The sequence below is a fragment of the Candidatus Hydrogenedentota bacterium genome, assembly GCA_035450225.1.
Classification (GTDB): Bacteria; Hydrogenedentota; Hydrogenedentia; order Hydrogenedentales; family SLHB01; genus DSVR01.
Map to the genome: position 1 here is coordinate 1 of DAOTMJ010000057.1, position 21,610 is coordinate 21,610.

Annotated in this window: 21 protein-coding genes; 13 read left to right on the forward strand and 8 right to left on the reverse strand. The window is 57.5% G+C overall.

The genetic code is table 11. From position 1 onward, the window contains the following. The first annotated feature begins 426 nt into the window (after positions 1–426). The 4 genes from P5540_18165 (at position 427) to P5540_18180 (ending at position 4,681) form a co-directional block, all read left to right on the forward strand. The gene (locus P5540_18165) at positions 427–1,191 is read left to right on the forward strand and encodes a purine-nucleoside phosphorylase (GenBank protein ID HRT66743.1); all 765 of its coding nucleotides are present in this window, start codon (positions 427–429) and stop codon (positions 1,189–1,191) included. A 206-nt stretch (positions 1,192–1,397) separates the two neighbouring features. Beyond that, complete coding sequence (locus tag P5540_18170) at positions 1,398–2,795, forward strand: SGNH/GDSL hydrolase family protein (protein HRT66744.1); 1,398 nt, start codon at positions 1,398–1,400, stop codon at positions 2,793–2,795. Between the two features lie 418 nt (positions 2,796–3,213). Next, positions 3,214–3,750, forward strand: a complete 537-nt coding sequence (locus P5540_18175; GenBank protein ID HRT66745.1) for a hypothetical protein — start codon at positions 3,214–3,216, stop codon at positions 3,748–3,750. A 172-nt stretch (positions 3,751–3,922) separates the two neighbouring features. Next, positions 3,923–4,681, forward strand: a complete 759-nt coding sequence (locus tag P5540_18180) for an amidohydrolase family protein (GenBank protein ID HRT66746.1) — start codon at positions 3,923–3,925, stop codon at positions 4,679–4,681. Between the two features lies 1 nt (position 4,682). Here P5540_18180 and P5540_18185 read toward each other — a convergent pair whose 3' ends face one another. Beyond that, positions 4,683–5,534 carry a glycerophosphodiester phosphodiesterase family protein gene (locus P5540_18185; protein ID HRT66747.1) on the reverse strand — a complete coding sequence of 284 codons (852 nt, stop codon included), beginning with the start codon at positions 5,532–5,534 and terminating at the stop codon, positions 4,683–4,685. A gap of 315 nt (positions 5,535–5,849) precedes the next feature. On the opposite strand from P5540_18185, the gene P5540_18190 reads away from it, so the two are divergent. The 5 genes from P5540_18190 (at position 5,850) to P5540_18210 (ending at position 10,275) form a co-directional block, all read left to right on the forward strand. Next, positions 5,850–7,055, forward strand: coding sequence for a DUF3810 domain-containing protein (locus tag P5540_18190; GenBank protein HRT66748.1), 1,206 nt, complete (start codon positions 5,850–5,852; stop codon positions 7,053–7,055). After that, entirely contained in the window at positions 7,052–7,894 is an 843-nt protein-coding gene (locus P5540_18195; GenBank protein HRT66749.1) for a lysophospholipase, read from the forward strand. Before P5540_18190 ends, P5540_18195 begins: the two co-directional genes overlap by 4 nt. Positions 7,895–8,210: 316 nt before the next feature. Further along, positions 8,211–8,771: a metallophosphoesterase family protein gene (locus P5540_18200; GenBank protein ID HRT66750.1), complete on the forward strand. Its 561-nt coding sequence runs from the start codon at positions 8,211–8,213 to the stop codon at positions 8,769–8,771. Positions 8,772–8,820: 49 nt separating this feature from the next. After that, positions 8,821–9,609, forward strand: a complete 789-nt coding sequence (locus P5540_18205) for a hypothetical protein (protein ID HRT66751.1) — start codon at positions 8,821–8,823, stop codon at positions 9,607–9,609. Between the two features lie 36 nt (positions 9,610–9,645). Further along, positions 9,646–10,275, forward strand: coding sequence for a DUF4184 family protein (locus P5540_18210; GenBank protein HRT66752.1), 630 nt, complete (start codon positions 9,646–9,648; stop codon positions 10,273–10,275). On the opposite strand, the gene P5540_18215 is transcribed toward P5540_18210, so the two are convergent. From P5540_18215 to P5540_18245, 7 genes are all read right to left on the reverse strand, one after another. Beyond that, positions 10,236–11,204, reverse strand: coding sequence for a glycosyltransferase family 2 protein (locus tag P5540_18215; protein ID HRT66753.1), 969 nt, complete (start codon positions 11,202–11,204; stop codon positions 10,236–10,238). The two genes, P5540_18210 and P5540_18215, sit on opposite strands and share 40 nt — an antisense overlap. A gap of 75 nt (positions 11,205–11,279) precedes the next feature. Further along, positions 11,280–13,295 carry a polysaccharide biosynthesis tyrosine autokinase gene (locus P5540_18220; protein HRT66754.1) on the reverse strand — a complete coding sequence of 672 codons (2,016 nt, stop codon included), beginning with the start codon at positions 13,293–13,295 and terminating at the stop codon, positions 11,280–11,282. A gap of 73 nt (positions 13,296–13,368) precedes the next feature. Next, entirely contained in the window at positions 13,369–14,952 is a 1,584-nt protein-coding gene (locus P5540_18225) for a polysaccharide biosynthesis/export family protein (GenBank protein ID HRT66755.1), read from the reverse strand. After that, positions 14,949–15,650, reverse strand: coding sequence for a hypothetical protein (locus tag P5540_18230; protein ID HRT66756.1), 702 nt, complete (start codon positions 15,648–15,650; stop codon positions 14,949–14,951). Before P5540_18230 ends, P5540_18225 begins: the two co-directional genes overlap by 4 nt. Positions 15,651–15,652: 2 nt before the next feature. Beyond that, a complete protein-coding gene (locus P5540_18235) occupies positions 15,653–16,606 on the reverse strand; it encodes a sugar phosphate nucleotidyltransferase (protein HRT66757.1) in 954 nt (317 codons plus the stop codon). 15 nt (positions 16,607–16,621) lie between these two features. Further along, the gene (locus P5540_18240) at positions 16,622–17,614 is read right to left on the reverse strand and encodes a GDP-mannose 4,6-dehydratase (GenBank protein HRT66758.1); all 993 of its coding nucleotides are present in this window, start codon (positions 17,612–17,614) and stop codon (positions 16,622–16,624) included. A 3-nt stretch (positions 17,615–17,617) separates the two neighbouring features. Then, a complete protein-coding gene (locus P5540_18245) occupies positions 17,618–18,394 on the reverse strand; it encodes a class I SAM-dependent methyltransferase (protein HRT66759.1) in 777 nt (258 codons plus the stop codon). A 275-nt stretch (positions 18,395–18,669) separates the two neighbouring features. Between P5540_18245 and P5540_18250 the strand changes: the two genes are divergently transcribed. The 4 genes from P5540_18250 (at position 18,670) to P5540_18265 (ending at position 21,458) form a co-directional block, all read left to right on the forward strand. Beyond that, the gene (locus tag P5540_18250) at positions 18,670–19,785 is read left to right on the forward strand and encodes a glycosyltransferase (protein HRT66760.1); all 1,116 of its coding nucleotides are present in this window, start codon (positions 18,670–18,672) and stop codon (positions 19,783–19,785) included. A 157-nt stretch (positions 19,786–19,942) separates the two neighbouring features. Then, entirely contained in the window at positions 19,943–20,326 is a 384-nt protein-coding gene (locus P5540_18255; GenBank protein ID HRT66761.1) for an exosortase system-associated protein, TIGR04073 family, read from the forward strand. 53 nt (positions 20,327–20,379) lie between these two features. Further along, positions 20,380–20,607 carry a hypothetical protein gene (locus P5540_18260; protein HRT66762.1) on the forward strand — a complete coding sequence of 76 codons (228 nt, stop codon included), beginning with the start codon at positions 20,380–20,382 and terminating at the stop codon, positions 20,605–20,607. After that, entirely contained in the window at positions 20,604–21,458 is an 855-nt protein-coding gene (locus P5540_18265; GenBank protein ID HRT66763.1) for an HDOD domain-containing protein, read from the forward strand. The genes P5540_18260 and P5540_18265 overlap by 4 nt, the downstream gene beginning before the upstream one ends. The last annotated feature ends 152 nt before the right edge of the window (positions 21,459–21,610 follow it).

Sequence of the window (21,610 nt, forward strand, 5' to 3'; positions counted from 1 at the left end):
CTACGGGACTAACCTACCCTTCACACGACTCCATGCGAGGGGCGTCCTCATCGGTTATGCATAAAGTCCATCGGACTAAAATGTCCAAACTTCAGGGACAGGCTGGACAGCCTGTCCCACACACTCGCCCTAATTTCTGCTCCTGTTGGGGCTCCGCATTCAATGCTTCAATAGGATTCTGTAATCCGTTCAACCGGAGAAACAACATTTTTCGGGTAGTTTCAGCCTGTTACAAAGTTCGAGAATTCGGTACTCTCATGAAGTTTCTTCGGGCAATCGTATTGTGGACAGCAGTGGTTTTTCTCAAAAAATTCGACTCCTTGCGACATTGCGATGTTGCGTTACCATTTATTGACTGCAAAATGGGATGATGATGGCGATGAGAATGAAGAGCACGACAACGGGCGCGAAACAAGGATGGCTATGATGAATACGCATGGTGGAGGGAGGAATCCATGCCGGTCCGAGCCGCCCGGGATCGTCCCCGATGGCGCCTTTCCCCTTGCCGTCGTCTCCGGTTCCGGCATCGCCCTCGACTCCCTCTTCGACAACATCGCCGAACGCATCCCCTTCGAAGCCGTTCCCGGACTTCCTCGCGGCGGCGTGCCGGGGCACGCCTACGAATTCATCCGAGGCGATTGCGCCGGGCGTCCGCTGATCCTGCAATGCGGGCGCCTGCATTTCTACGAGGGATTCGATATCGAAACCGTGGCGCGCACTGTGGACGTTCTCCGCGATTTCGGCGCGCGCACCGTTCTGTTCACGGCCGCCGCCGGCGGCATCAAGCCGGAAATCGGCCCCGGCGACATTGTGGGTATCGAAGGCATCCGGCTTTGCTGGTGCCTCCGATGGGACGCCACGCCCGGCATGCTGTTCCCCGATTTTGTGCTGCCCGGCTGCGATGGCTACGGGATCTTCCAATGGGTCCACGGACCCTGCTACGAAACCCGCGCCGAAATTGCCGCGATACAGGCGATCAAGGCGGACACCGTCGGGATGAGCGTCGCGCCCGAATTGGCCCGCTGCCGCGACCTCGGCCTGTCGGCCGGACTTGTGGCTTGCGTCGCCAATTCATGCGGCCGTCCCGGCCCCCTTGCACACGACGAGGTCGTCGCCGTCGCACGGCGCGTCTCCGCCCGCCTTGCCCGCCTCATCCGGAAATGGCTGTCTTCGTTGCCGAATCGGCCTTGACAAATGCGGTGGACACGGGGTATTTATTTGAATAGAGGCCAATGACACAGCGGCGAACACGCTCCGATCCGGCTCGAAGGGTTCCCGGAAACCCATCCGGCTTGAATCCGGCGGGAAACAGCCGAAACGCACCTGTCCGCGGCGCGCCCGGACCCGAAAGTCCGGCATGATTCATACAGACGACTTGACAATGCGGGAAATGACAAATGTCTTGTGGCACCGGTTTATTTTGTGCAAGATGGCGTTATGCAATCATTGTAAGTCTAATTTACGCTGTTGTTTCACTCCTTGTTTTTTTTACGTTCAGAAACAATTGTCTTGTGCGCCCGGAAGCGCCGGGTGAATGTTTTTGGACGTGGTTTATTCTTTTGTATTGGATGCTGACCATTGCCCTTGGATATCTGTTTTTTTTCATTTGTAAAAGTCCCTTGGAAACAGGCTTAGTCCTTGTTTCCCTGTCGGTTGCCCTGATTGTTGCCGAAATAACAGTACGCTCGCTTTTTCCTCTAACACGCATCATGCCGTTTCAAATGGCCAATTCCCTCGAGTTTCAGCATATTTCGACCCCAAATGCCACCATGTATATGACGACGCCGGACATGTTTGTCACGTTGATTCGCACCAATGAAGACGGTTTGCGAACCGACTACTCGCGTTCGGATTTTCGCAACTTCAAAGACAGGATCGTTGTTCTTGGCGACTCATTTACGTTTGGGCCGCGGGCAACCCAGGAAGGAACCTTTCCACAGGCAACGGAGCGTCTATTGCGCGAACGTCTTGCCCGCAACGATTTGGCCGTCTTGAATGCGGGTGTCGGCAGTTATTCTCCTTTCCTCGAGGATCTACTTTATACCGGATTGATACGCGAGCATTATGCTCCCACCTGCGTTGTGCTTTTTCTGGATGTCACCGATTTTGGCGACGATCTGATCTATGCAAAACAGGCGACGTATCGAAATGGACGAGCGTGTTTCTTCAGGCGTCCCCAACATGTTCCCGGCCATATCTGCGCCCTGCAGGAACTTTTCCGGCCCCACTCCAACACGCTCATCAATGCCTTGCGCTATCCTTTTCTTCTGATAGATGCAAATTGTCTACGAAAAAATCTCTACATTGCGGGTGATTTCGAGCGTTCGCGCGATTTCCGGTATTATGATTTCGACGTAATGGTGAACGGCATGCACGAGACGAACCGTTATTTCATCTACCGGCATCCCCTGCCCAGTATCGAGCCGTATCTTCGCAATACCCTGCGAATCATAGATGGAATCGCGGCAAAGGCGAAAGAAGACGGAGCAACCTTTACACTCTTCGTTCTTCCAAGATATCAACACTGGAACCGCAACGAGTGTGCCGATAACTGGGAAGTAAGAGATGGATACTATAATGCACTGGAACCGTATGAAGATGGGTTTCTTCGGTTTTTCGACGAAATCAAACCATCCCTGTCGTATGACGTCGTGAATCTCTTGCCGGCTTTTCGTGACAGCGATGAAACGGGCCTTGTTTTTTCATTCGATCCGCATTGGACCGACAAAGGTCACGCACTCGTCGCACGTGTTCTTGCCGATTATCTCGCAAACAACTACTTTACAGGGAACTAAAAATACGCCACATTCCCGACAAGAACATGCCGTGCCATACGACAAACACGCCCAGTTTTTTCTTGTCCTTTTCAGAAATAAGGCTCATATCAGATTGGGGCAGACCGGTCAAGAAAAACAACAGTAATATTTATATAGAATATAAAAGCATACGCGGGAGGAAGCGGCGTCGAAATACTCATTATTCGCATTATATGGGCGTCCCGAGGAAAGCATTCAACCTATCTAAAAAAGTAAAAAAAGTTCTTGACATTCAGACTGGTTTGTGGTACAAACTAGTTGAAGACATCGAAAGGCAGTGCCTGCGATGGTTGAAAAATTGAATCTGCAAGCCGTCCCAAGCGGGGCGGAGGACTGGCGGCGCCTTGTGGCCCGCAAGTTTGAGGCAGTATGTCACAACGAGAGGAGGTGTAGAGTAATGAAGAAATTGAGCGTAATTGCGGTATTGGTAGCGGTCGGTCTGGTCGGGGGCTTTGCCTTCGCGAAATCGATGAGCGTACCATGGTTCGTGGACAATGCTCCGGCGGCGGCCTTCTATCCGCCGACGACGGGGACGGTGGCCATCATCTATTTGCACAACAATCTGGCCACCCCGAAGGAGTGCACGATCCAGTACTTCAACGAAAACGGCATCGAAATGGTTCTGCCTCCGGGCGGCAACACGTTCTCGATTCCGGCGCTTTCGACGGTGGCTTTCCGCCCCGTGGCGTACGACCCGGCGTCGGTTCCCGGCGGATCGGAATCCGACACGGCGTTGTTGATCCCGAACCGTCCGACGACGGACGGCAAGAAGAACGGCGCGCTGGTTATCGCATGGCAGGGCGAAGCGACGGATGTCCAGGGCATCCTGCAGCAGGGTCAGTACATCAGCAAGACGGCGGCTCATTACGTCGGCAAGCTGGATGCGAACCTTGTTACGTCCTATGCGACTCTGCTTCCTCCGGGCGGCGGTTGATCCCAGCATAGCGTTTGACTTTGAGAGCGGGAATGTCGCAAGACATGCCCGCTCTTTCTGTATGTAGGCCTCCAGTTTTTCTTCTGTGGGACAGACTGTCCAGTCTGTCCTACATGGACGATTACGACAGACTGTCCAGTCTGTCCTACGTTCCGGAAACCTCCAAGTCGTTATGGCGCAAGATTTTGAAATAATAGATATTCATCAGCACATCGGGCCGTATTACAACTTTCACATCCCGCATGAAGATGCGGCCGGCATGGTGCGGGAAATGGATCGCCTCGGCATCCGGCAGGGCTGGATTTCCTCGAATGCGGCCATCGAAGGCGATGCGGTCCTTGGCAACGATGAAACGGCCGCGGCGCTGGCATCCTATCCGGACCGTTTTGCCGGATATGCCGTCTTCGATCCGCATTATCCGGAAGAATCGGCGCGGGATGTCGCGAAGCGCCTTGCCGGACCTGGTTTTCGATGTATCAAACTGCATCCAAGCCTGACCGGTTATCCGTTGGAAGGACCAAACTACGAGCCTGCATGGGAACTGGCCCGATTGCACGGCTGCCCCGTTCTAACGCATGCCTGGACGGGGGATAGTAACTGCGGCCCTGGAAATGTGCGAAAAGTGCTCGAACGCCATCGTGCTGTCAATCTGATTTTTGGGCATGCCCTGTTTCCGGCCTCTTTCCCCGAAGCGTTGGATCTCGCCAAGTCCTTTGATAACTTGTATTTGGACATCACGACATCACAGCATGCGTATGGGTTCATCGAACATGCCGTGAATGTGGCGGGGGCGGAACGCATTCTCTTTGGTTCCGACATGCCTTTCATTTCGGCGGCGGGGGCCATTGGCTTGGTCTTTTACGCGCGCATCACAGACGCGGCCAAAGCGCTCATCTTGGCTGGCAACGCCCGGCGGCTGATCGGCGGTTGATTTATTTCGCGTTTTCCAATGCCTCGGCGAACCGCCGGGGTTCGTCGGCGACGAACCACCGAACGCCGAGTTTCACGAGTTTGCCCAGCGCGCGCGCGTCGAAATCGAAGGGACGCAACTGCAATTCGACGCCTGCGGCGCGTGTTTTCGCGATGGCTTCGCGCAGGAACGCCTCGTCGAGCGCGTATTCAATTTCCGGTTCGGTGCGGAGCGTCGGCAGGTGGAATTGCAATTGGCTGATGCCGGCAAAATTCGTTTGCGCGAGTTCGGCGAAACGTTGCTGGATGCGTTCCGGCTTGCCGCTAATCCACGTCATCGTCCGCGCGCCGGGAAACAGCACATGGAGCCCCTTGCACATCTCCGGGTCGCCGTGGACGAAGATGATCTGGTTGCGAAGTCCGTAATCGGCGATTAGCGCGGCCAGTTTCGCAAGGCTCACATTTTTCAGGTCGAGATAGACTTGCCTTTCCGGGCGGCCTTTCATTTCCTCGAAGACTTCCGTCAGCAACGGGACTTTTTCGCCAGCAAACCGGGCATCGAACCACGCGCCCGCGTCCCATGAGCGCAACGTTTCAATCGGGATTTCCCCGATTCGTTTCGTGCGGAATACGGCGGGAGCATTCGTCGTCCGTCCAGGCGTATCGTCATGAATGCATACCATCGTGCCATCCTGCGCCACCGTTACATCCACCTCGGGAATCGCACCGGGAATCGTCCACGCGTGGCGATACGCCGCCATCGTGTTTTCCGGCGCCTCTTTCAGGCCGCCCCGGTGCGCCTGGAATTGAACCGGCGCGTCGTTTTCCCCTGCCGCCAACAGGCACAAGCCCCATAGTGCGGTGGCAACCAGCATGATCCTCTCTCCGTTTGTTACGTGAATATCCGTCTTGCTCCAGCGGCATCATAACCTCCTTGGCATGAATTGGCAACAAGACACGGCGGGCTAGCACGGAAAAGGCGAGGGATGTTGTGGACGTGACGTCTCCCGGTCCTTCGAATCGCAAAAAAACGATTTTGGATGGATGGCAATCGGTTTTTGGGGAATGATGCGCCGGGCAAATCTTTTTACTGCGATGAACAAGAGGTTTACCAACGCAAATCCCAAGTTTCCGGCTTATTGTGCATTGGCGTTGCCGACTTGATATAGTGTCAAGGGAGGTTTACGCGCATGGAAGAGGAGAAGGGCCTTGCATGGCCGGAGGATCGGCCGTTGCGGTGGCGGTTGCGGGTGGGTCTGCTTGCGGCGGGGGCGGCCAGCGCGATTTTGGCTCAGGTGTTGTCGCGTTTCCCGAATTTCATCGAAAAGGCGTACACCGAGGCCCTTGGACAGTGGTTCGGGCGGACGCTCGCGGCGCTTACGGGATGGATTCCTTTTTCCGTGGGCGAGGCGTTGCTGGCGGCGCTTCTCCTGTGGCTCCTCGCGTTGACGATCCGGGCTGTCTATCATGTCGCGCGCCGCCGCCGCCGTTGGTCCAATGCCCTGGCCTGCGGCGTATTGCATGCCGGGGCGGTTGCCGGGGTCATTGTGCTGGCTTTTTACTGGACATGGGGCTTCAACTATGACCGGGCGGGCCTGATCGATCGCATGCAGTGGCAGGACTATGCGGACGGACCGAAAGACGAGGCGGCCCTTGCCGAACTTGAGCATATCTGCCGTGAACTGGTGGAGGCGGCAAACAACGCGTATCTGGCGCTGTTCAAGGTGGAGGATCTGGGCGCGCCGACAAAGGTTCCGTTGTCGCGCAAGGCGTTGAACATGGCCATTGACGGCGCGTACCGGCGTGTCGCCAAGGATCTCGGCTTGCATTGGTCGTTTGCGGTGTCGCGCGGGCCGGCAAAGCCGGTCTTCTTTTCGGAGATCATGTGTTACACATTGATTCTCGGCGTGTATTGTCCCTTCACCGGCGAGGCGAATTACAACCGGAAGATGCCCGACTGTACGCTGCCCGAAGTGATTGCGCACGAGAAGGCCCATCAGCGCGGCATCACCAGTGAGGACGAGGCCAATTTCTTCGGATATCTTGTGTGCGCCTCGAGCAAGCATCCTTATCTGCAATACTCGGCCTATCTCACGGCGCAACGGCGTTTTTTGTCTGAGTTGATTGCCCGCGCGCCCGAACGCGGCAAGGCGCTGCTGGCGGAGCGCCATCCGGGCGTCCAGCGCGACGTGGACGCCTGCAACGCGTTCGCGAAAGCGTATGCGGGACGCGTCAGCCGCGTGCAGCACCGCGTCAACGATCTTTATCTGAAAGCCAACCGTGTCAAAGGCGGCGTCAAGGCCTATGGCATGTCGGCACAACTCATTCTGGCGTATGCGCGCGCCCACGGCGGATCCTGCATCGTCGAGACTGTTGGAAAGGGGAAGCAGCCATGAATGAAACGGCATCGCGTTTCATCACGCCCGATGGGACGGAACTGCACACGCGCCAATGGATGCCGGACGCGCCGCCGGAAGGCGCCGTCCTTCTTGTCCACGGCTACGCGGATCACGGCGGCCGGTACACATGGACCGCGTCGCATTTGACGCGGGCCGGTTTCGCCGTTTTCGCGATCGATCTGCGCGGACACGGCGCATCGCCGGGCAAGCGGGCGTACATTGCCTCGTTCGATCGGCTGGTGGACGATGTGGCGCGGTATGCCGAGGCGGTTCGCGGCCAATTCGACGGCCTTCCGTTGTTTGTCATGGGGCACAGCATGGGCGGTTTGATTGTCGCCCTGTACGCGGCTACGCGGAAACCGTCGCTCGCCGGCATTATCCTGAGCAGTCCGCTGCTGAAAGTCAGCGACGACGTGTCGCCGTTTCTCCAGCGCATATCGGGCGTCGTCGGCGCACTGCTCCCACGCTTGGCCGTGTTGCCCCTGGATACGGATGCAATTTCCCGCGATCCCGAAGCGGTGCGCGGTTACGTTTCCGACCCGCTGGTGTACCACGGCCGGATCATGGCAAGAACCGGCGCCGAAATGACCCGCGCCGCCAATTGCATCCAGTCGCGCATGGAAGACGTCGTGTTGCCGTGGCTGGCGCTTCACGGCACGGCCGACCGCCTCTGCGATGTGAACGGCAGCCGCCAACTCTACGCGCGATCGCGGTCGGACGACAAAACATTGAAACTATTCGAGGGCGGGTATCACGAATTGTTCAACGATTGCGAAAAAGAGACATTTATCGGTGAAATCGTTTCCTGGATTCGCGCCAGAACGACCAAACCGTGATCCTTGCTGCGCCGGTAACGGGCACGACAAGGAGTTGGCGAAGGACGGAAAAACGGATGATCCCCAAAAAGAGAAGAGCGCCACAACGGGACGTCATGGCGCACTCAAAGGAGGTAAGGACCCCGAATGTCCGGCGCAGGACACGTGGCGCTGGGATTGGGCGCTCAACGCCGAACCTCGATACAACTTCAATTCTCTGGGGTCTTCACGTTTCATTTATCGGCCCGACTCGGAGGATCTTTAGTGTGCGTGTCGCCGATAATGCATGGGCAAGAAATGGAGGCAAGGAGATAAAGGAAATAGTGGAGATGCTTCCGTGCATTCACCACCGCGGGCCTTGCGTGATGCCGGCATGATTCTCGGCGTGATGAGCGATACGCACGGCAACACCGATTTGATGCGGTCGGTAGCCGCTTCGATGGCGCGCCTTTTTTCGGCGGAAATCATCTTTCATCTTGGCGACGACTATCGCGATGCCGTCGAATTGTCACAGGCGGGATACGATGTCCGCATGGTTCCCGGACTCTGGTGTCCGGAATATCACGATGCACGGATTCCCCGGCGCATCCACGAGACGTTCGATGGCGTCACGGTGGCCGGTGTACATGCGGAAAAGGATCTGCGCCATATTGAACGGGCTGCCGATATCGTCTTGACAGGCCATACCCACAAGCCGAATCTGGCAATCCTGGGAAGAACGTTTTACATCAATCCCGGCCATCTCACGGCGCGAATCCACCGGGGACAGCCGGCTTCGTATGCCGTCATCAAAATCGTTCCCGGCGAAATAACCGCCGTCATCCGCGAAGCGGCGACGGACGCAATACGCGAAACCTTGTCCATCCCGCGGGATTTGCCGCCGCAGCGGGACAATTGATTTGCCCCGCGGGCATGACGGACAATCAATACAAAAGGAGACTCGTCGTATGGAACCGAACAGCCCGGAATCCGCGCCGCCCATTGAGGCCGCGCAGGAACCCAAAGTCGAAACGCGCGTCCGAATCGAATCCGCCAAACCGCGGGAAGAACGAGCGGTCATCTACTCGTATCCCGCGCTTGTCTATGTCTGGCCGATCATTTTGTTGGGATACCTGTTTTGGATTACGGACCGGTTCGGTTGGCTCTCGCCGAAAACGGAGGCATGGATCTACGTGATCGTGTTCGTGATCGTCGTGTTGACCATGGGTGTGGACGTGAGCCGGAACATGGCGGTATTCTGGATTGCGGTGATTGCGGCGGTCTGGTTTTTCGTGTTGTGGCTGCGGGGCGCCAAGGGATTCTTCCTTTTCGATCACATCGGCCATTTTTTTACACATTTGCAGCCGGGGTATTCGCGGGATCTCGGCTTTTTGATTAGTCTGTTTCTGTCGGTTGTCTATCTGATCATGATTGCCGCCGCGCATCTCAACGACAAATGGGTGTTTTCGCAGAACGAGATCGTCCATTACGCGGCGTTTCGGGGCACCACCTCGTTGGGGCGGGGCGCCAAGGGCGTGTCGGCCAGTTACAAGGACGCGTTTGAATTGGCGCTTTTGTTTGCGGGCGATATCGAAGTCAGGTCCGCCCAGGGAAACCGGGTCATGGCGCGGATGAAAAACGTGCCGTTCCTCTGGTTTCGCATGCGCAAGATTGACCGCATCCTGGAATCGTATGCCGTGACTCCCGGCATCGGCGACGAAGAGGGCGGCGAACACGGCGAAGAAGAAGTGATGTAGCGTTTCCCGGCGGAATCCATCGGGAGGAACCCCCGCATGCCATTGGCGTTTCCCTCGCACCAGGGGCTTATTGCGCCGCTCTGGCGCCGTTGGCCCCACCGTTTCAATGCGCCCGCGCTGTGCATCGGCGCCGCCACGCCCGATGTGGTTGACGGAATCGCGGGAGTTTTTCGGGGGGGATTGGGGCAGTGGTACGGCCATACGCTCGTGGGCCTTTTTCTGCTGGTTCTGCCGGCGGGCCTGCTGCTTTACTGGACGGCCGTTCGGCTCGGCATTCTGCTGAATCGCGCCGGGTCGGGGGCCAAGGTTGCCGCATGGATCCTGGGGGCGCGCAATCCCGAAAAGATGCCGTTTACCCGTGTGCGGCAGGCCGTCGCGGGCGTGTGTATCGGCGGATTCTCCCATCTGTTTTTCGATTTCATATCGCATGGAAATTTTCTGTGGTTTTACCCATGGTACGAAAATTCGCATTTCTTTCCGGCGTGGTGGCATGCCCGATGGTTTGAAATACCCTTGCCGGGCTATCGCAACCCGTATCCGGCGGGTCCGCACCTCGTGATATGGCTTTTCCTCAGTCTGCTGGGCACGGTGATGCTCATTTGGCCCTGGCGTACATCGCGCCGCGATCAATCGGTTTCCCGCGAAGTGGATTCCGCGATGAGATAGACGGGAAAACGCTTGGCGGCATCGAAAATGTGGGCGATGTATTCCCCGACCACGCCGAGCATAAAGAGGTTCAATCCACCCAGGAACGCCACGAGCGTGGCCAGCGAAGTCCATCCCTGACTGCCGCCGGCAGGGACGGCGCCGAAGGCCAGTTTGCGCACCACGATGAATGTTCCAAAGGCGAACGCGGCCATGGCGATTGAGCCGCCCATGTAAATCGCGAGGCGCAACGGCACTTTCGAGAAGGAGGTGATGCCGTTGACGGCGAAACCGATCATGGCGAACCACGACCAGTTCGTGCGGCCGGTTCGCCGTGCGGGCCGATCATAGGGAACGGATTCCTGCCGTCCGCCATACCACCCGCGCAAACCGCGAATGAACGGTGCGCGATCGTTGATGGAGAGGATAAACTCGGCGACCTTGCGATCGATTACGGCGAAATCGCCGCTGTCGGCGGGAATCGGCGTGTCGGCCAGGTAACCCAGAATGCGGTAAAAGGCATAATAGCAGGCCCGGCGCAAGAAACCTTCCTTGCGTCCGCGGCGGACCCCGTAGGCGACGTCGCATCCCTTTTGCCATTTGTCGAAGAGTGCGCGGAGGACTTCCGGGGGGTCTTGACCGTCGCCATCCATAATCGCTATGGCGTTGCCTCTCGCTTTGGCGAGTCCGGCGCAAATCGCCGCCTGTTGCCCGAAATTGCGGTTCAGCCGGTACCCGAAGACATCCCCGGCCTTGGCCGCTTCCTGCACAAGCGTCCATGTCGTGTCTGTGCTGCCATCATCCACGACGATAATTTCGTAGGGAACGCCCAAACCGGCAAGGACGGCCCGTACTTCGCGCAGCAAGTTCGCAATGCCATGCGCCTCGTTGTGGACGGGTATAACGACCGAATACTCCGCCATTGCGCCGCGTGCCCGCACTTCGCACACCCTCACGGTTCCCACGCAAGAAAAACAGGGCGGACCCCACGGCCCGCCCCGGCAAGAGCTATCAGGTCCGGCGTTTTAGATGCGCCGGTAGATTGCCTGCGGAATCTGCTGCTTGCGCTCGGTCAGGACCGCGCCGAACACCTTGCCCTTGGCCTCGCGCAGCATGTCAATTGCGCGTCCGACCACTTCCCGGCGTGTGCTGTCCGATCGAATGACAATGACCGTTCCGTCAACGGAACGCGCCAGCCGCAGGGTCTCGGCCGTTTGCAGCACCGAACCGAGATGGAAGACCACGAAGGTGAAGCGTTGCCGCAATTCGTCCAAGAAACTGGCCATGCGGGGCGAGTTCCACATGTAAAGTGGAATTTCCGACTGCGTGCCGCGTTCCAAAATGAACAAGTTGCCGTCGGAGATCAGCGCGTCGTCGAGGACGGTCTGATCCGTCAGGACATCAATCATGCCCATGCCGCCCGCAGCTTTTTTCTGGCCCGGTCCGCCCACGAAATCAACCAAGAGGACCTGTCCGCCCGAATCGCGGGCATGGGTTTCGGCCAATGCGCGCGCCACGCTCTGCGCGCCTTCGCCGCCCACGGCGCTCGTCACCTGAACGAGTTTTACCGGCGATTCCGGGTTGATGAACTCCAGGGCCGTACAGAGCCGTTCGAGTTCCTTGGGATTCAGCCGGCCTTTCGGGGCGCGGAAGAATGAGGCCAAAAGCGGGACTTCCAGATAACATTCGACATCTTCCGGGGTTTTGATCCCGTGGTCGAGATATTCAAGGAAGAAGGCCAGCGCCAGTCCGCCCACGATCCCCGCGATCAACGCAAAGACAAGGTTGAACAGTTTCTTCGGCTTGATCGGATCCACCGGCATCGTTGGCGAGGACACGACCTTGACGTTCGAGATCTGTTCCTGCGCCATCGCGTCCATGACGCGCGATTCCTCGAACTTCTGCTTGTAATACTCCAGCGACGCGGAATGGATCTTGACCTCGCGGTCCAGATTTTCCAGTTGCGAAACGACGGAATTCAGGTTCGCCAAGCGTTCGCCTATCTCGGCCAGTTTGGCTTCGGTGGTCCGCTTGACTTCCTGGATGGCGCCTTTGAGATTGTTGAGGGCTTCCGCCACTTCGCGGTTGCTTCGGATTAGGTTTGGATGTTTCGGGCCCAGCGTTTTACTGAGGCGGTTGCGTTCCGCCAGCAATTCCAGCAGGCGCATCTGCATTTCCGTCACGACCGGAGAGCCGGTCTGGCGGGACAGGATTTCGGTCAACGCGCTCTCGGACACGTTGTCGCCCACGGATTCCGCAGCCGTTTCGGTTTCCTGCATCTGCGACAGCAGCCGTTTCAGTTCGGTGTCCTGTTGCAGGAGGAGTTGCTTTTCGCCCTCGACATTGACGATCTGGTTCATGGCGCGGAATTCGTCGAGCGCGGCCTGCGCGTTTTTCAGCGCCTCGGAGGCATGGTCCATCTGTTCTTGGAAAAACGGGCTGTTTTTCGTGTTTGAGAAGACCGCCACGCGCTTTTGGACATACACGTCCAGCAAATGCGCCAGCACGTCGTGCGCCATGTTCGGTTCGCCGAGGCGGCACCGCACGTCGATGAGAAACGAATCGCGAACCGGTTCGACCACGATGGCGTCGGTAAGTTTTTCGATGGCCGCCTGGATGGGGGTCGGACGCGATTTGATCTGAAGATAATACAATCCTTCCAGATATGCTTTCTTGACGGTCCGGTAGACTTGCCGCAGGACATTTTTTGCCGGCGGTTGGGGTTGATCGAGGCCCATGTCCTTGGCGACCTGCTCGAGCACATCGCGGCTTCGGATCACGTCAATCTCGGAATTGACATCCTGCTGGCCCATCTGAATCATCGCGATGTTTTCCTGGCTCTTCATGACGGAGGGATCGGTCTGATAGACCTCGCGTCCGCGCGTCAGGCGAAGCCGTGCGGATGACTCGTATGTCGGAGGCCAGACATAGTTGCCCACGAACACGATCGCGAAAACCAGTATCGCAAACGACACGATCAAGAGCTTCCGCTTGAACAAGATGGCCAGGATATCGCGTAGGAATATCTGACGTTGCTTCATGGGTCCCCGTTATCTCCTTCGTCCTAAGAACTGGGCGTGTTTAATTGCCCGGTCCGTATCCATTGTCCGATTCCTACCTTGTCGTGGTGGTCGGGGAGAAGACGTCGCTAATCCCCGTGAAACCCGTGTTGAAATTGAAATTGCGGCTTGTCGAATCCACTATGCTGCGGCTCGTCGAATCCACAATGCTCTTCTGTGTGTTCATATAGTAATTGGCCGTGATGCCGAGGCCGTTGTCGAAGGGAACAAGTTGGTTGATGTAATTGTCCACGAACCGGGTGGCAATGGCAATGCTCTTGAGCGGGACAAACACCACGTCAAATGGACGCAACGGGAAATCGTTCTCGGTGTAGCCCTTCGATACGGCTGTTTTGAGGTTCGTCTTCAGGATGAACGGTTTTCCGCCTTCCGGGTTGCGTCGCATCACAATCACGCTTTTCATGCGCGAATCCTTCGTCAGTCCCTGGGCAATGAGCAGGGCTTGCAAGACGGTCGGGCTGGCATCGAGCGGATAGACGCCCGGCATGCGGACCTCGCCGCCGACGTAGAAACGCGAACCTGTCATACGGGCCAGATTGACCATCGGCTCGATGGGATTGAAGCAAAGTCCCGCAGACGCCTTCGCTAGTTCAAGTTTCAATTCCTCGATGTTGTATCCCGCCGCTTGAACCGGCGGCAGGCTCGGTATCGAGATTTTCCCGTCGGGTTGGACCGTTGCCACGCCGCGCATTTCGGCCAGCGTTTGATTAATCGCGGGCGTGACATTGATGCTGACCAGCGGCGGGTTGCGCAACACGTTCGAGGCTTCCGCCTTGATGGCTTCGCACGCTTGGCCGACCGTGAGACCCGCCACGCGCACATCGGCGGCCAATCCCGGCAGGCGGATGGCGCCGTCCGCGCGTACCGCCACTTGGCGGCTTATGTTGTCCAAGCGGTCCACGTTTATGAAATCCACATTGACCGTCAGGCGCGGCTCGCCCTGGAGCAGCCCGGATTTGTCGTAAAGCGCGGTCAAGTCCGCGCGAAGCTGCGACGGGGTCTTGCCGGCAGCCTCGACGTCGCCTATTTCCGGCGCGGTGATGCGGCCATCCGAACGGACGGTTCGCGTGACGCTCAGTTCCCAGTTATCCAAGAAACCGATCGCGATGACATCGCCCACGTCTATCAGGTATTCACTATTGCCGCGCGTGTCCGCAGTCAGGCGCACTTCCATCTGGTCGCCGATTTCGAGTTTGTAGTCCCAGTGGGGTTGATTCTCGCGCAAGGTGGCAATTCGGAACGCCACCCCGATGCCATCGCCGACTTGCAGCAGATAGGGCGGATTCTCGCCGCCCAGTTTGGCGACCTCTTCCGCCGAGATGGGAACCTCTTTGCCCGTTTTCGGGTCGAGCAGGATAATCCCGTCTCCCTTGGCCCTTGGGGGGGCTTTGTGTTCGGAAGTGTCGGCGTTGTCTACCGCCACGGCTCCGAACGCCCACCATGCTAGCGTCAAAGCCACGGCAATGAGGCACAAACGCGACCCGCCTGCACGCAGACCGGTCTTTTTCACGGGGTCTCGATTGCGTTCCAGATAGCGAACCATGTGTTCTTCGTCCCCTTCCACTTGTAGCCTAAACCGGCAATCGAAGTTGAACGTATCCGCCCGTTCACTCTTCATTTCCGTTCGATCCCTTTCTCGTTGTCCGGCTGCGCCGTTCCGGGCGGCAGGTCCGGCAACCCTTGTTCCGCCGCCGATGTTTTCCAGCCCACCGGCGCCACGGTTGTCTTTCGCTTCTCCAACTTTTCGCCGCCGAACCGGGTTATCCCCGCTTTACTCCTCAGCACGGTCGTCGAAAGTTCGCCTGGAAGGCGCCCCGCCTTGTTCAGGACGGCCAGCGAAACGCCTGCCGCACGCCGCATCGCTTCACGGGGTATGCCATCAAGCCGGCCCTGCAATTTGACGAACTCGCTGTACAGGTAGGCGCGGGCCTCTTCCGCTTTTACTTCCCGCACGCTGTGATACGGCGGAGTAAAGCATACACCATCCACCGTTATTCTGTAAAGGTCCCCGGGATTTGACAAATAATTCGGTGCGGCGGGAACAAGGACTTCCGAGTTTATCGTGGCCAGTTCAGTGCGTTCGGTGACGCGTTGCACTTGGTGCCCGTCCACTTCCCATGGTGTGGTCAGCGGCAGCCGGTTGCGCGAAATCACCGAGATCGTGAGATGGCCGCCGATCTGCTTGATTTCAAGACGGTTACGTTCATCCAGCGGCATGCCGTGCAAAAGGGGCTCTAGGCCCAGCGCCGTAAAACTGGACAAAACCAGTCCCGTCGCCCAAAGCCACGTTTGCCTTCCGCTCAACACCCACCGCACGGTCACGCCTCCTGGAATGCGCGAAGCACGCCATCCCGGGTTATCACGCAATCACAATAATCCTCTTCGCCGCGTAAGTCAACTCCGGACAATACCACACAACGTTCCAGCCGGATCGGTTTTTCCACCGTCACGTCGTCGCCCAGCACCGACTCGCACAATTGGACGCCTTCGGCCAACCGACACCGGGATCCGACCAGCGATCGCCGTCCGGTCTTTTCGAGCACGTGCCGCGAACACCGGATCAGATCGCCGATGTACGTGACATTGATGTCCCACTCGACCACGGGCGACACACGGACCGGATAATCGTAGTCTATCAGAATTTGAATCGAATCCGTCAATTCGTATTCGTCGCGCATTGCCGTGCGCGGCGTCCGCCGGATAGCGTCGAAAATCGGCAAATCGAACAGGTACAACCCGCAGCCCTTGAGCATGTTGGGCAGGTGCCGCGGTTTTTCGATGACGCGCCGCACCGATCCGTCCTCGCGTTGTATGACGGCAAAGTTGCGTTTCACCGCTTCCGGATCGGTTTCTTCCTTTACCGCCAAGACGGCGCTCGCCCCATGCTGTTCCATTTCATTGACCATTTCGCGCAAATCGGGCAATTCGAAGAAGATGTCGCCCAAAAACAGCATGAATGGATGTTTTATATAGGGTTCGAGTTGGCCGACGGCATGCGCGATTCCCAGGCGCCGTTCCTGTTCCACGTAACGGATATGGACGCCGAATTGCGATCCGTCGCCGAGGACCTGCGTAATTCGATAGCCCAGATGGCCTATTACGATGAGGACGTCTTCGATGCCGATTTGGCGCATGTATTCCATTTGGTACGCGAGCAAGGGCTTGTTGCAGATGGGCACGATGGGTTTTGGAAACATCTTGCCGAACGGCCCCATGCGCGAGCCGTGTCCCGCCGCGAGGATTACTCCTTGGTATTTACCGTTCGATTCCATCAACCACGTTCCCGTTTATGACCGGTGGCCTGTTGTTTCCTTTTCATAACCGCCCGCCGCAATCCACTCGATGGTGCGTGCAAGTCCCTCGTCCAGCGTCACGCGCGGTTCCCACTGTAACAGGTTTCGTGCTTTCGTACAATCCGCGATGACTTGGCGGATCTCGCTTTTCCCGGGACGCAGCCGCGAGGCGTCCGTCTCGATGCGAACATCCCGTCCCATAATCGCAAAGATCTTTCGCGCCAAGTCGCCCATGGACACGGTGGCCGGCGAACCGAAGTGAACTACCTGCCCGATGGCCGCATCTTCCTCGGCCATGCGGACGAACGCCGTCACGATGTCTTCCACAAAGGTGAAATTCCGCGTGGGCGTCAGATCGCCCAGCCGAATGACCGGATTGCGCAGTGCTTGCTGGATGATGGTGGGCATGATCAGATAGCGTCCCATGCGCGGCCCGTAGGCATTGAACAGGCGGACCGTCGCCACGGGCAGATCGTAGGAACGATGATAGGTTTCAGCCACGAAATCTCCGCCCAGTTTGCCCGCGGTGTAGGGGTTGCAGCCGCGGACGGGGTGATCCTCCGTAATGGGCGCGCCGCCCTCGGCGTCGCCGTAGACACCCGCCGACGAGGTGTAAATCATCCGGCGCACGTTTGCTTCGCGGGCCGCCTCGCACACATTGAGCGTGCCCATGACGCAAGTGGCGATGGTCTCTTCCGGATGCGTGTATGAATAGGCCACGCTGGTTACGGCGGCCAAATGAAACACCGTGTCCATGTCCGCCGCACAGGCACGGACGAAGGCGGCGTCACGGATATCACCGCCCCGGACTTCAAGCCGATCCGGCCATTGTCCACGCGCGACACCCAGAAATCCCAAGTGATAGTTTTCATCGCCGTGAACGGTCGCGCGGACGCGCGCCCCAAGGCTTAAGAGCCGTTCGACTAGATGGCTGCCCACAAATCCACCACCGCCCGTTACCAATACCTTGCGTCCCTGCCAGTCCATTCGCTAAGGTTTCTCCCAAACGCCCATCAAATAGGTGCTGAAATTTCGCAATCCCGGCGTCTTCAACTGTATGCGTTCGAAGAAGCGCACCAGCAATGCCAGCGGTTTGTTGAAAATGAAGAAGATCCACATGCCGCCCAGAAGGTCCAGCCTCGCCGTCCGCAAGCCCGCCTCGCGCATCAGCCGATCCAACTGGCCGCGCCGGTTCGCGTAGTACCACGTCGGAAACGTGTCTTCCTCGTATCCGCCGAACATGTGTTTCTTCAACAGCGCCTTGAGTCGAAAAGGAATGGCCTGCGAAATCATGGTGAAGAAACTCAGCGCGTTCGGCGTCAAAACGATGGCCGCGCCACCCGGTTTCAGAATGCGCGCAAATTCGGCGAAGGTCTTCGCGGGCGTTTTCAAATGTTCCACGACGAATTTGCAGATAATCACGTCGAACGCATTGTCCGCGAATGGGAGCACATCCAGCGGCGACTGTACACGATCGCATACCAGCATGTTGCCGCGCAGTCCCGCGAGGTCCACATCGCAACCCACCGAAAATCCCGCCCTTTGCACGGAAGGAATATCCGGATCGCCCCGGCTGCAGCCGGCGTCCAATAACCATGTGCGCCCGTTCACGTAGGGGGCAATGGCCGCCTCATAAGCCCCGTTTACGTCTTCAACCCACTGCTTCAGCAGCCAAAACCGTTTTTCGCCAAGCCGCTTGCGCGCTTCGGCGACATCCAGCGCCAGACTTTCCCTGACTTCCGCCTCGCTCTTGCGGCTTGTTGCCATCGTTTACTTTCTACGAATGTTTATTGCACAAACGACCGGCAGTTTCGGCTTTCGCGTGGCCACTTGCAGGCCAAGCGCCTGCATTTTCCACCAGTCAAGAGAATAATATCCCAGCCGCTTGAATTTGTCAATAATTTTCATTGACCCGACAGATATTGAGAGGGTATGATGCGCCAAAGAAATAAATGTCGTCGAGGATGTACGAGACGTCACAGGGAAAAGGACCTAAAGGATTTAAACGACATAAAGGGTCTCCGTAATATGGAGGAACAGCCATGAAGATAGTCATGTTGGGCATTCGGGGCGTGCCGGCGCGTTATGGCGGTCTGGAAACCTGTGGCGAGGAGGTCGGTGCGCGGCTTGTCGAACGCGGCCACGAGGTCATTTGCTATTGCCGGAGGGGCTCTCCGGACGATGGAACACCCGAATGCCGCGGGATCCGGCGCATCGAGTTGCCGCGTATCAAGACAAAAGCCACGGATACGTATTCCCACAGTTTTCTTGCATTTTGGCATGCGTTGATCAAGGAAAAGCCGGATGTCATCTTGGCATTCAATCCCGGCATCGGAACGCTGTGCGCCATTCCGAAACTGTTTGGATGTCCCGTGGCGCTCAATCCCGACGGGTTCGACTGGAAACGCAAGAAATGGGGAGGCTTCGCGAAATGGTTCATCCATTTCAACGCGCGGGTTGCGTCGCGTCTGGCGGACCAGATGATTATTGACGCCGTCAGCGTGCGCGACTACTATGCGAGCCATTTCCGGTATCGCCGTGAACCGCTGTATATTCCCAATGGGGCGCCCGTCGAAACGTCCGAGAATCCCGATATCATCAAACAGTACGGTCTTGAAAAAGACGGTTATTTTCTGTTTCTGAGCCGTTTTGTCCCGGAAAACAGTTGTGAAGTCATCATCAAGGCGTTCGAGGGCTTGAAGACCGACAAGAAACTGTTCATGGGCGGCGGCAGCGAGCAGGACGGCGCCTATGCGGCCAGTGTCATCCATTCGACAAAAGATCCCCGGATTGTTTTTCCGGGCGGCATTTACGATCCCGCCCATGTCAAGGAACTGCATTGCGGCTGCTATGCGCTGCTGCACGGCAACCAGCCCGGCGGCACGAGTCTTGGTCTGCTCAAGGCCATGGGTTATGGAACGTGCTGCGTTACGCTTAACACGCCCGACAACGCCTATGCCGTGAAGAACGGCAGCGGCGTGGTCTATGATTTGACGCCGGAAAGTCTTCGTGCGCGACTACAGGAATTGCTGGATCATCCCGAAGCGGTGGCCGAATATCGGCGTAAGGCTGTTGAACGCATTAAGGAAGAATATCTTTGGGAGGTCGTTACCGACAAATACGAAAAGGCGCTCAAGGCCATTGCGCGATCACGTTGAACAGTGAAAAAACGCCGGAATGGTTTGTTTTTCCCCGAGTTGATTCGGGCTTAGTGACCGGCATTTGAAAAACATTGACAGATTTGCCGGGTTATGATAAACTTTGGACGGCACATAACATCTTTGCCAGTATTCCTTTAGGCAGGAGGATGACCCGGTGGATACGAAAAAGCGATTGTATTTGGGGGCGATTGTGGGTATTCTGGTGGCGGCGCTGGTGTTTGGGATGGCGCCGGGGGTGGCCCAAAGTTTTGATCCGGATGACGATTTGCCTCGCACGACCGGCATCGAAAAAGCCTTGACGAAATTGGGCCGGGGCTTGTCGAATGTCATGTTGGGTTGGGCGGAAATTCCCGTCACGTTTGATAAAAAACTCAAGCAGGGAAAACCGTTGCAGTACCTGTTGGGCGTGGCGCCCGTGTTGGGTACGGCCCGCGCGGTCATGCGCACCTCGACAGGCGTGTTCGAAGTGGTGTCGTTTCCCTTTTCCGACCGGGAAGTGAATTACGAGGCGGTCCTCGAACCGGAGTTTATCTTCTGAGTCAGCCAGTCTTTTGGAAAAAACAGGGAGCAGGCAGGGTCGGACGTTTAACCTTGCTGGACAACCGGCAAGCCAATATTGTTCTTGTTGGCGCGCGGCAAAATCCGAAAGGGGCGATTGTTGTTTTGCCCGGGGAAGCGGGGGGGGCTGTTCAAACCCTTCCCCTTTCGATGGCGCTTAATCTGATTCATCCGGCCCATGTGATTGAAATTCTTTGCATGCAGGAGCGCGCCTTTGGCGGCAGCGGCCTGCCGAAACCACCCGATATCGGCGAATCGTGAACAAAACCTATGATATAGACACTTTGCTGGACGAGGTGGTGACCCTTCCCAGTCTGCCCGGAACCGTTGCGCACATCATGCGGCTGGTCAACGATCCTCAATGCGCCTTGTCGGCCGTGGCCCAAGCCATTTCGTCCGATCCGCCGCTTGCCATGAAAACGCTTCGCCTGGTCAACGCCGCCTACTACGGGCTTCGCCAGCAGGTGGGCACCATCGAGCATGCCGTGGTTCTGCTGGGCATTAAGGTCATCAAAAATCTCGCGTTCACGGCAACGGTGTTTGATATCATGAAAGGAAGCGTCGAGGGCTTTTTTATTCATAGCGCATTCAGCGGCGCGGCCATGCGCGTGCTGGTCGAGAGCGGCCATCCCAATCCGCAGGTTCAATCCGGCGAGGAGGCGTTCGTGTGCGGGCTGTTGCACGACATCGGTAAAGTCATTTTGGACGAGTTTTTACCCGAGGAGTGCGTTAAGGTGGCCCGGCTTTGCCAAAAGGAGCACATGCCGGCGCATGTCGCCGAAAAAGAGATCATCGGCGTGGATCACGCCGAAGTGGGGGCTCGGCTGGCGCAGAAATGGAAACTGCCCGACGGCATTTCGGACGGGATTGCCTGCCACCACGATCTGCGGCGGTCGAATGTCCGCATGTACCAGCAGGTAGGGGCGATGATCGGCATTGCGGATTATCTGTGCATTACCGCCGGTCTGGCCGTGGACGAAAATGCCGTTGCCGTCGTGGACGATGAGGTGTGGCAACTGACCAATATTACCAGCCACGAGATTCCGGGCCTTTTCGACAAGTTCCTTGCGTCCATGCCGACGGTGCGCGAGCTCATGACGCTGGCCGTATAGGATTTCCAAGGCGAGCCTCTCCAACGTGGGCAACACCCACAAGCCGGTCACTCTTCGCGCTTGTACTCCCGCCCTCCGCAGGACCGGCGCACCGCCGCGGTCGGAGACACACTTGCCGCATTCGTTTGATTCGTGGGACAATAATTCTGGTA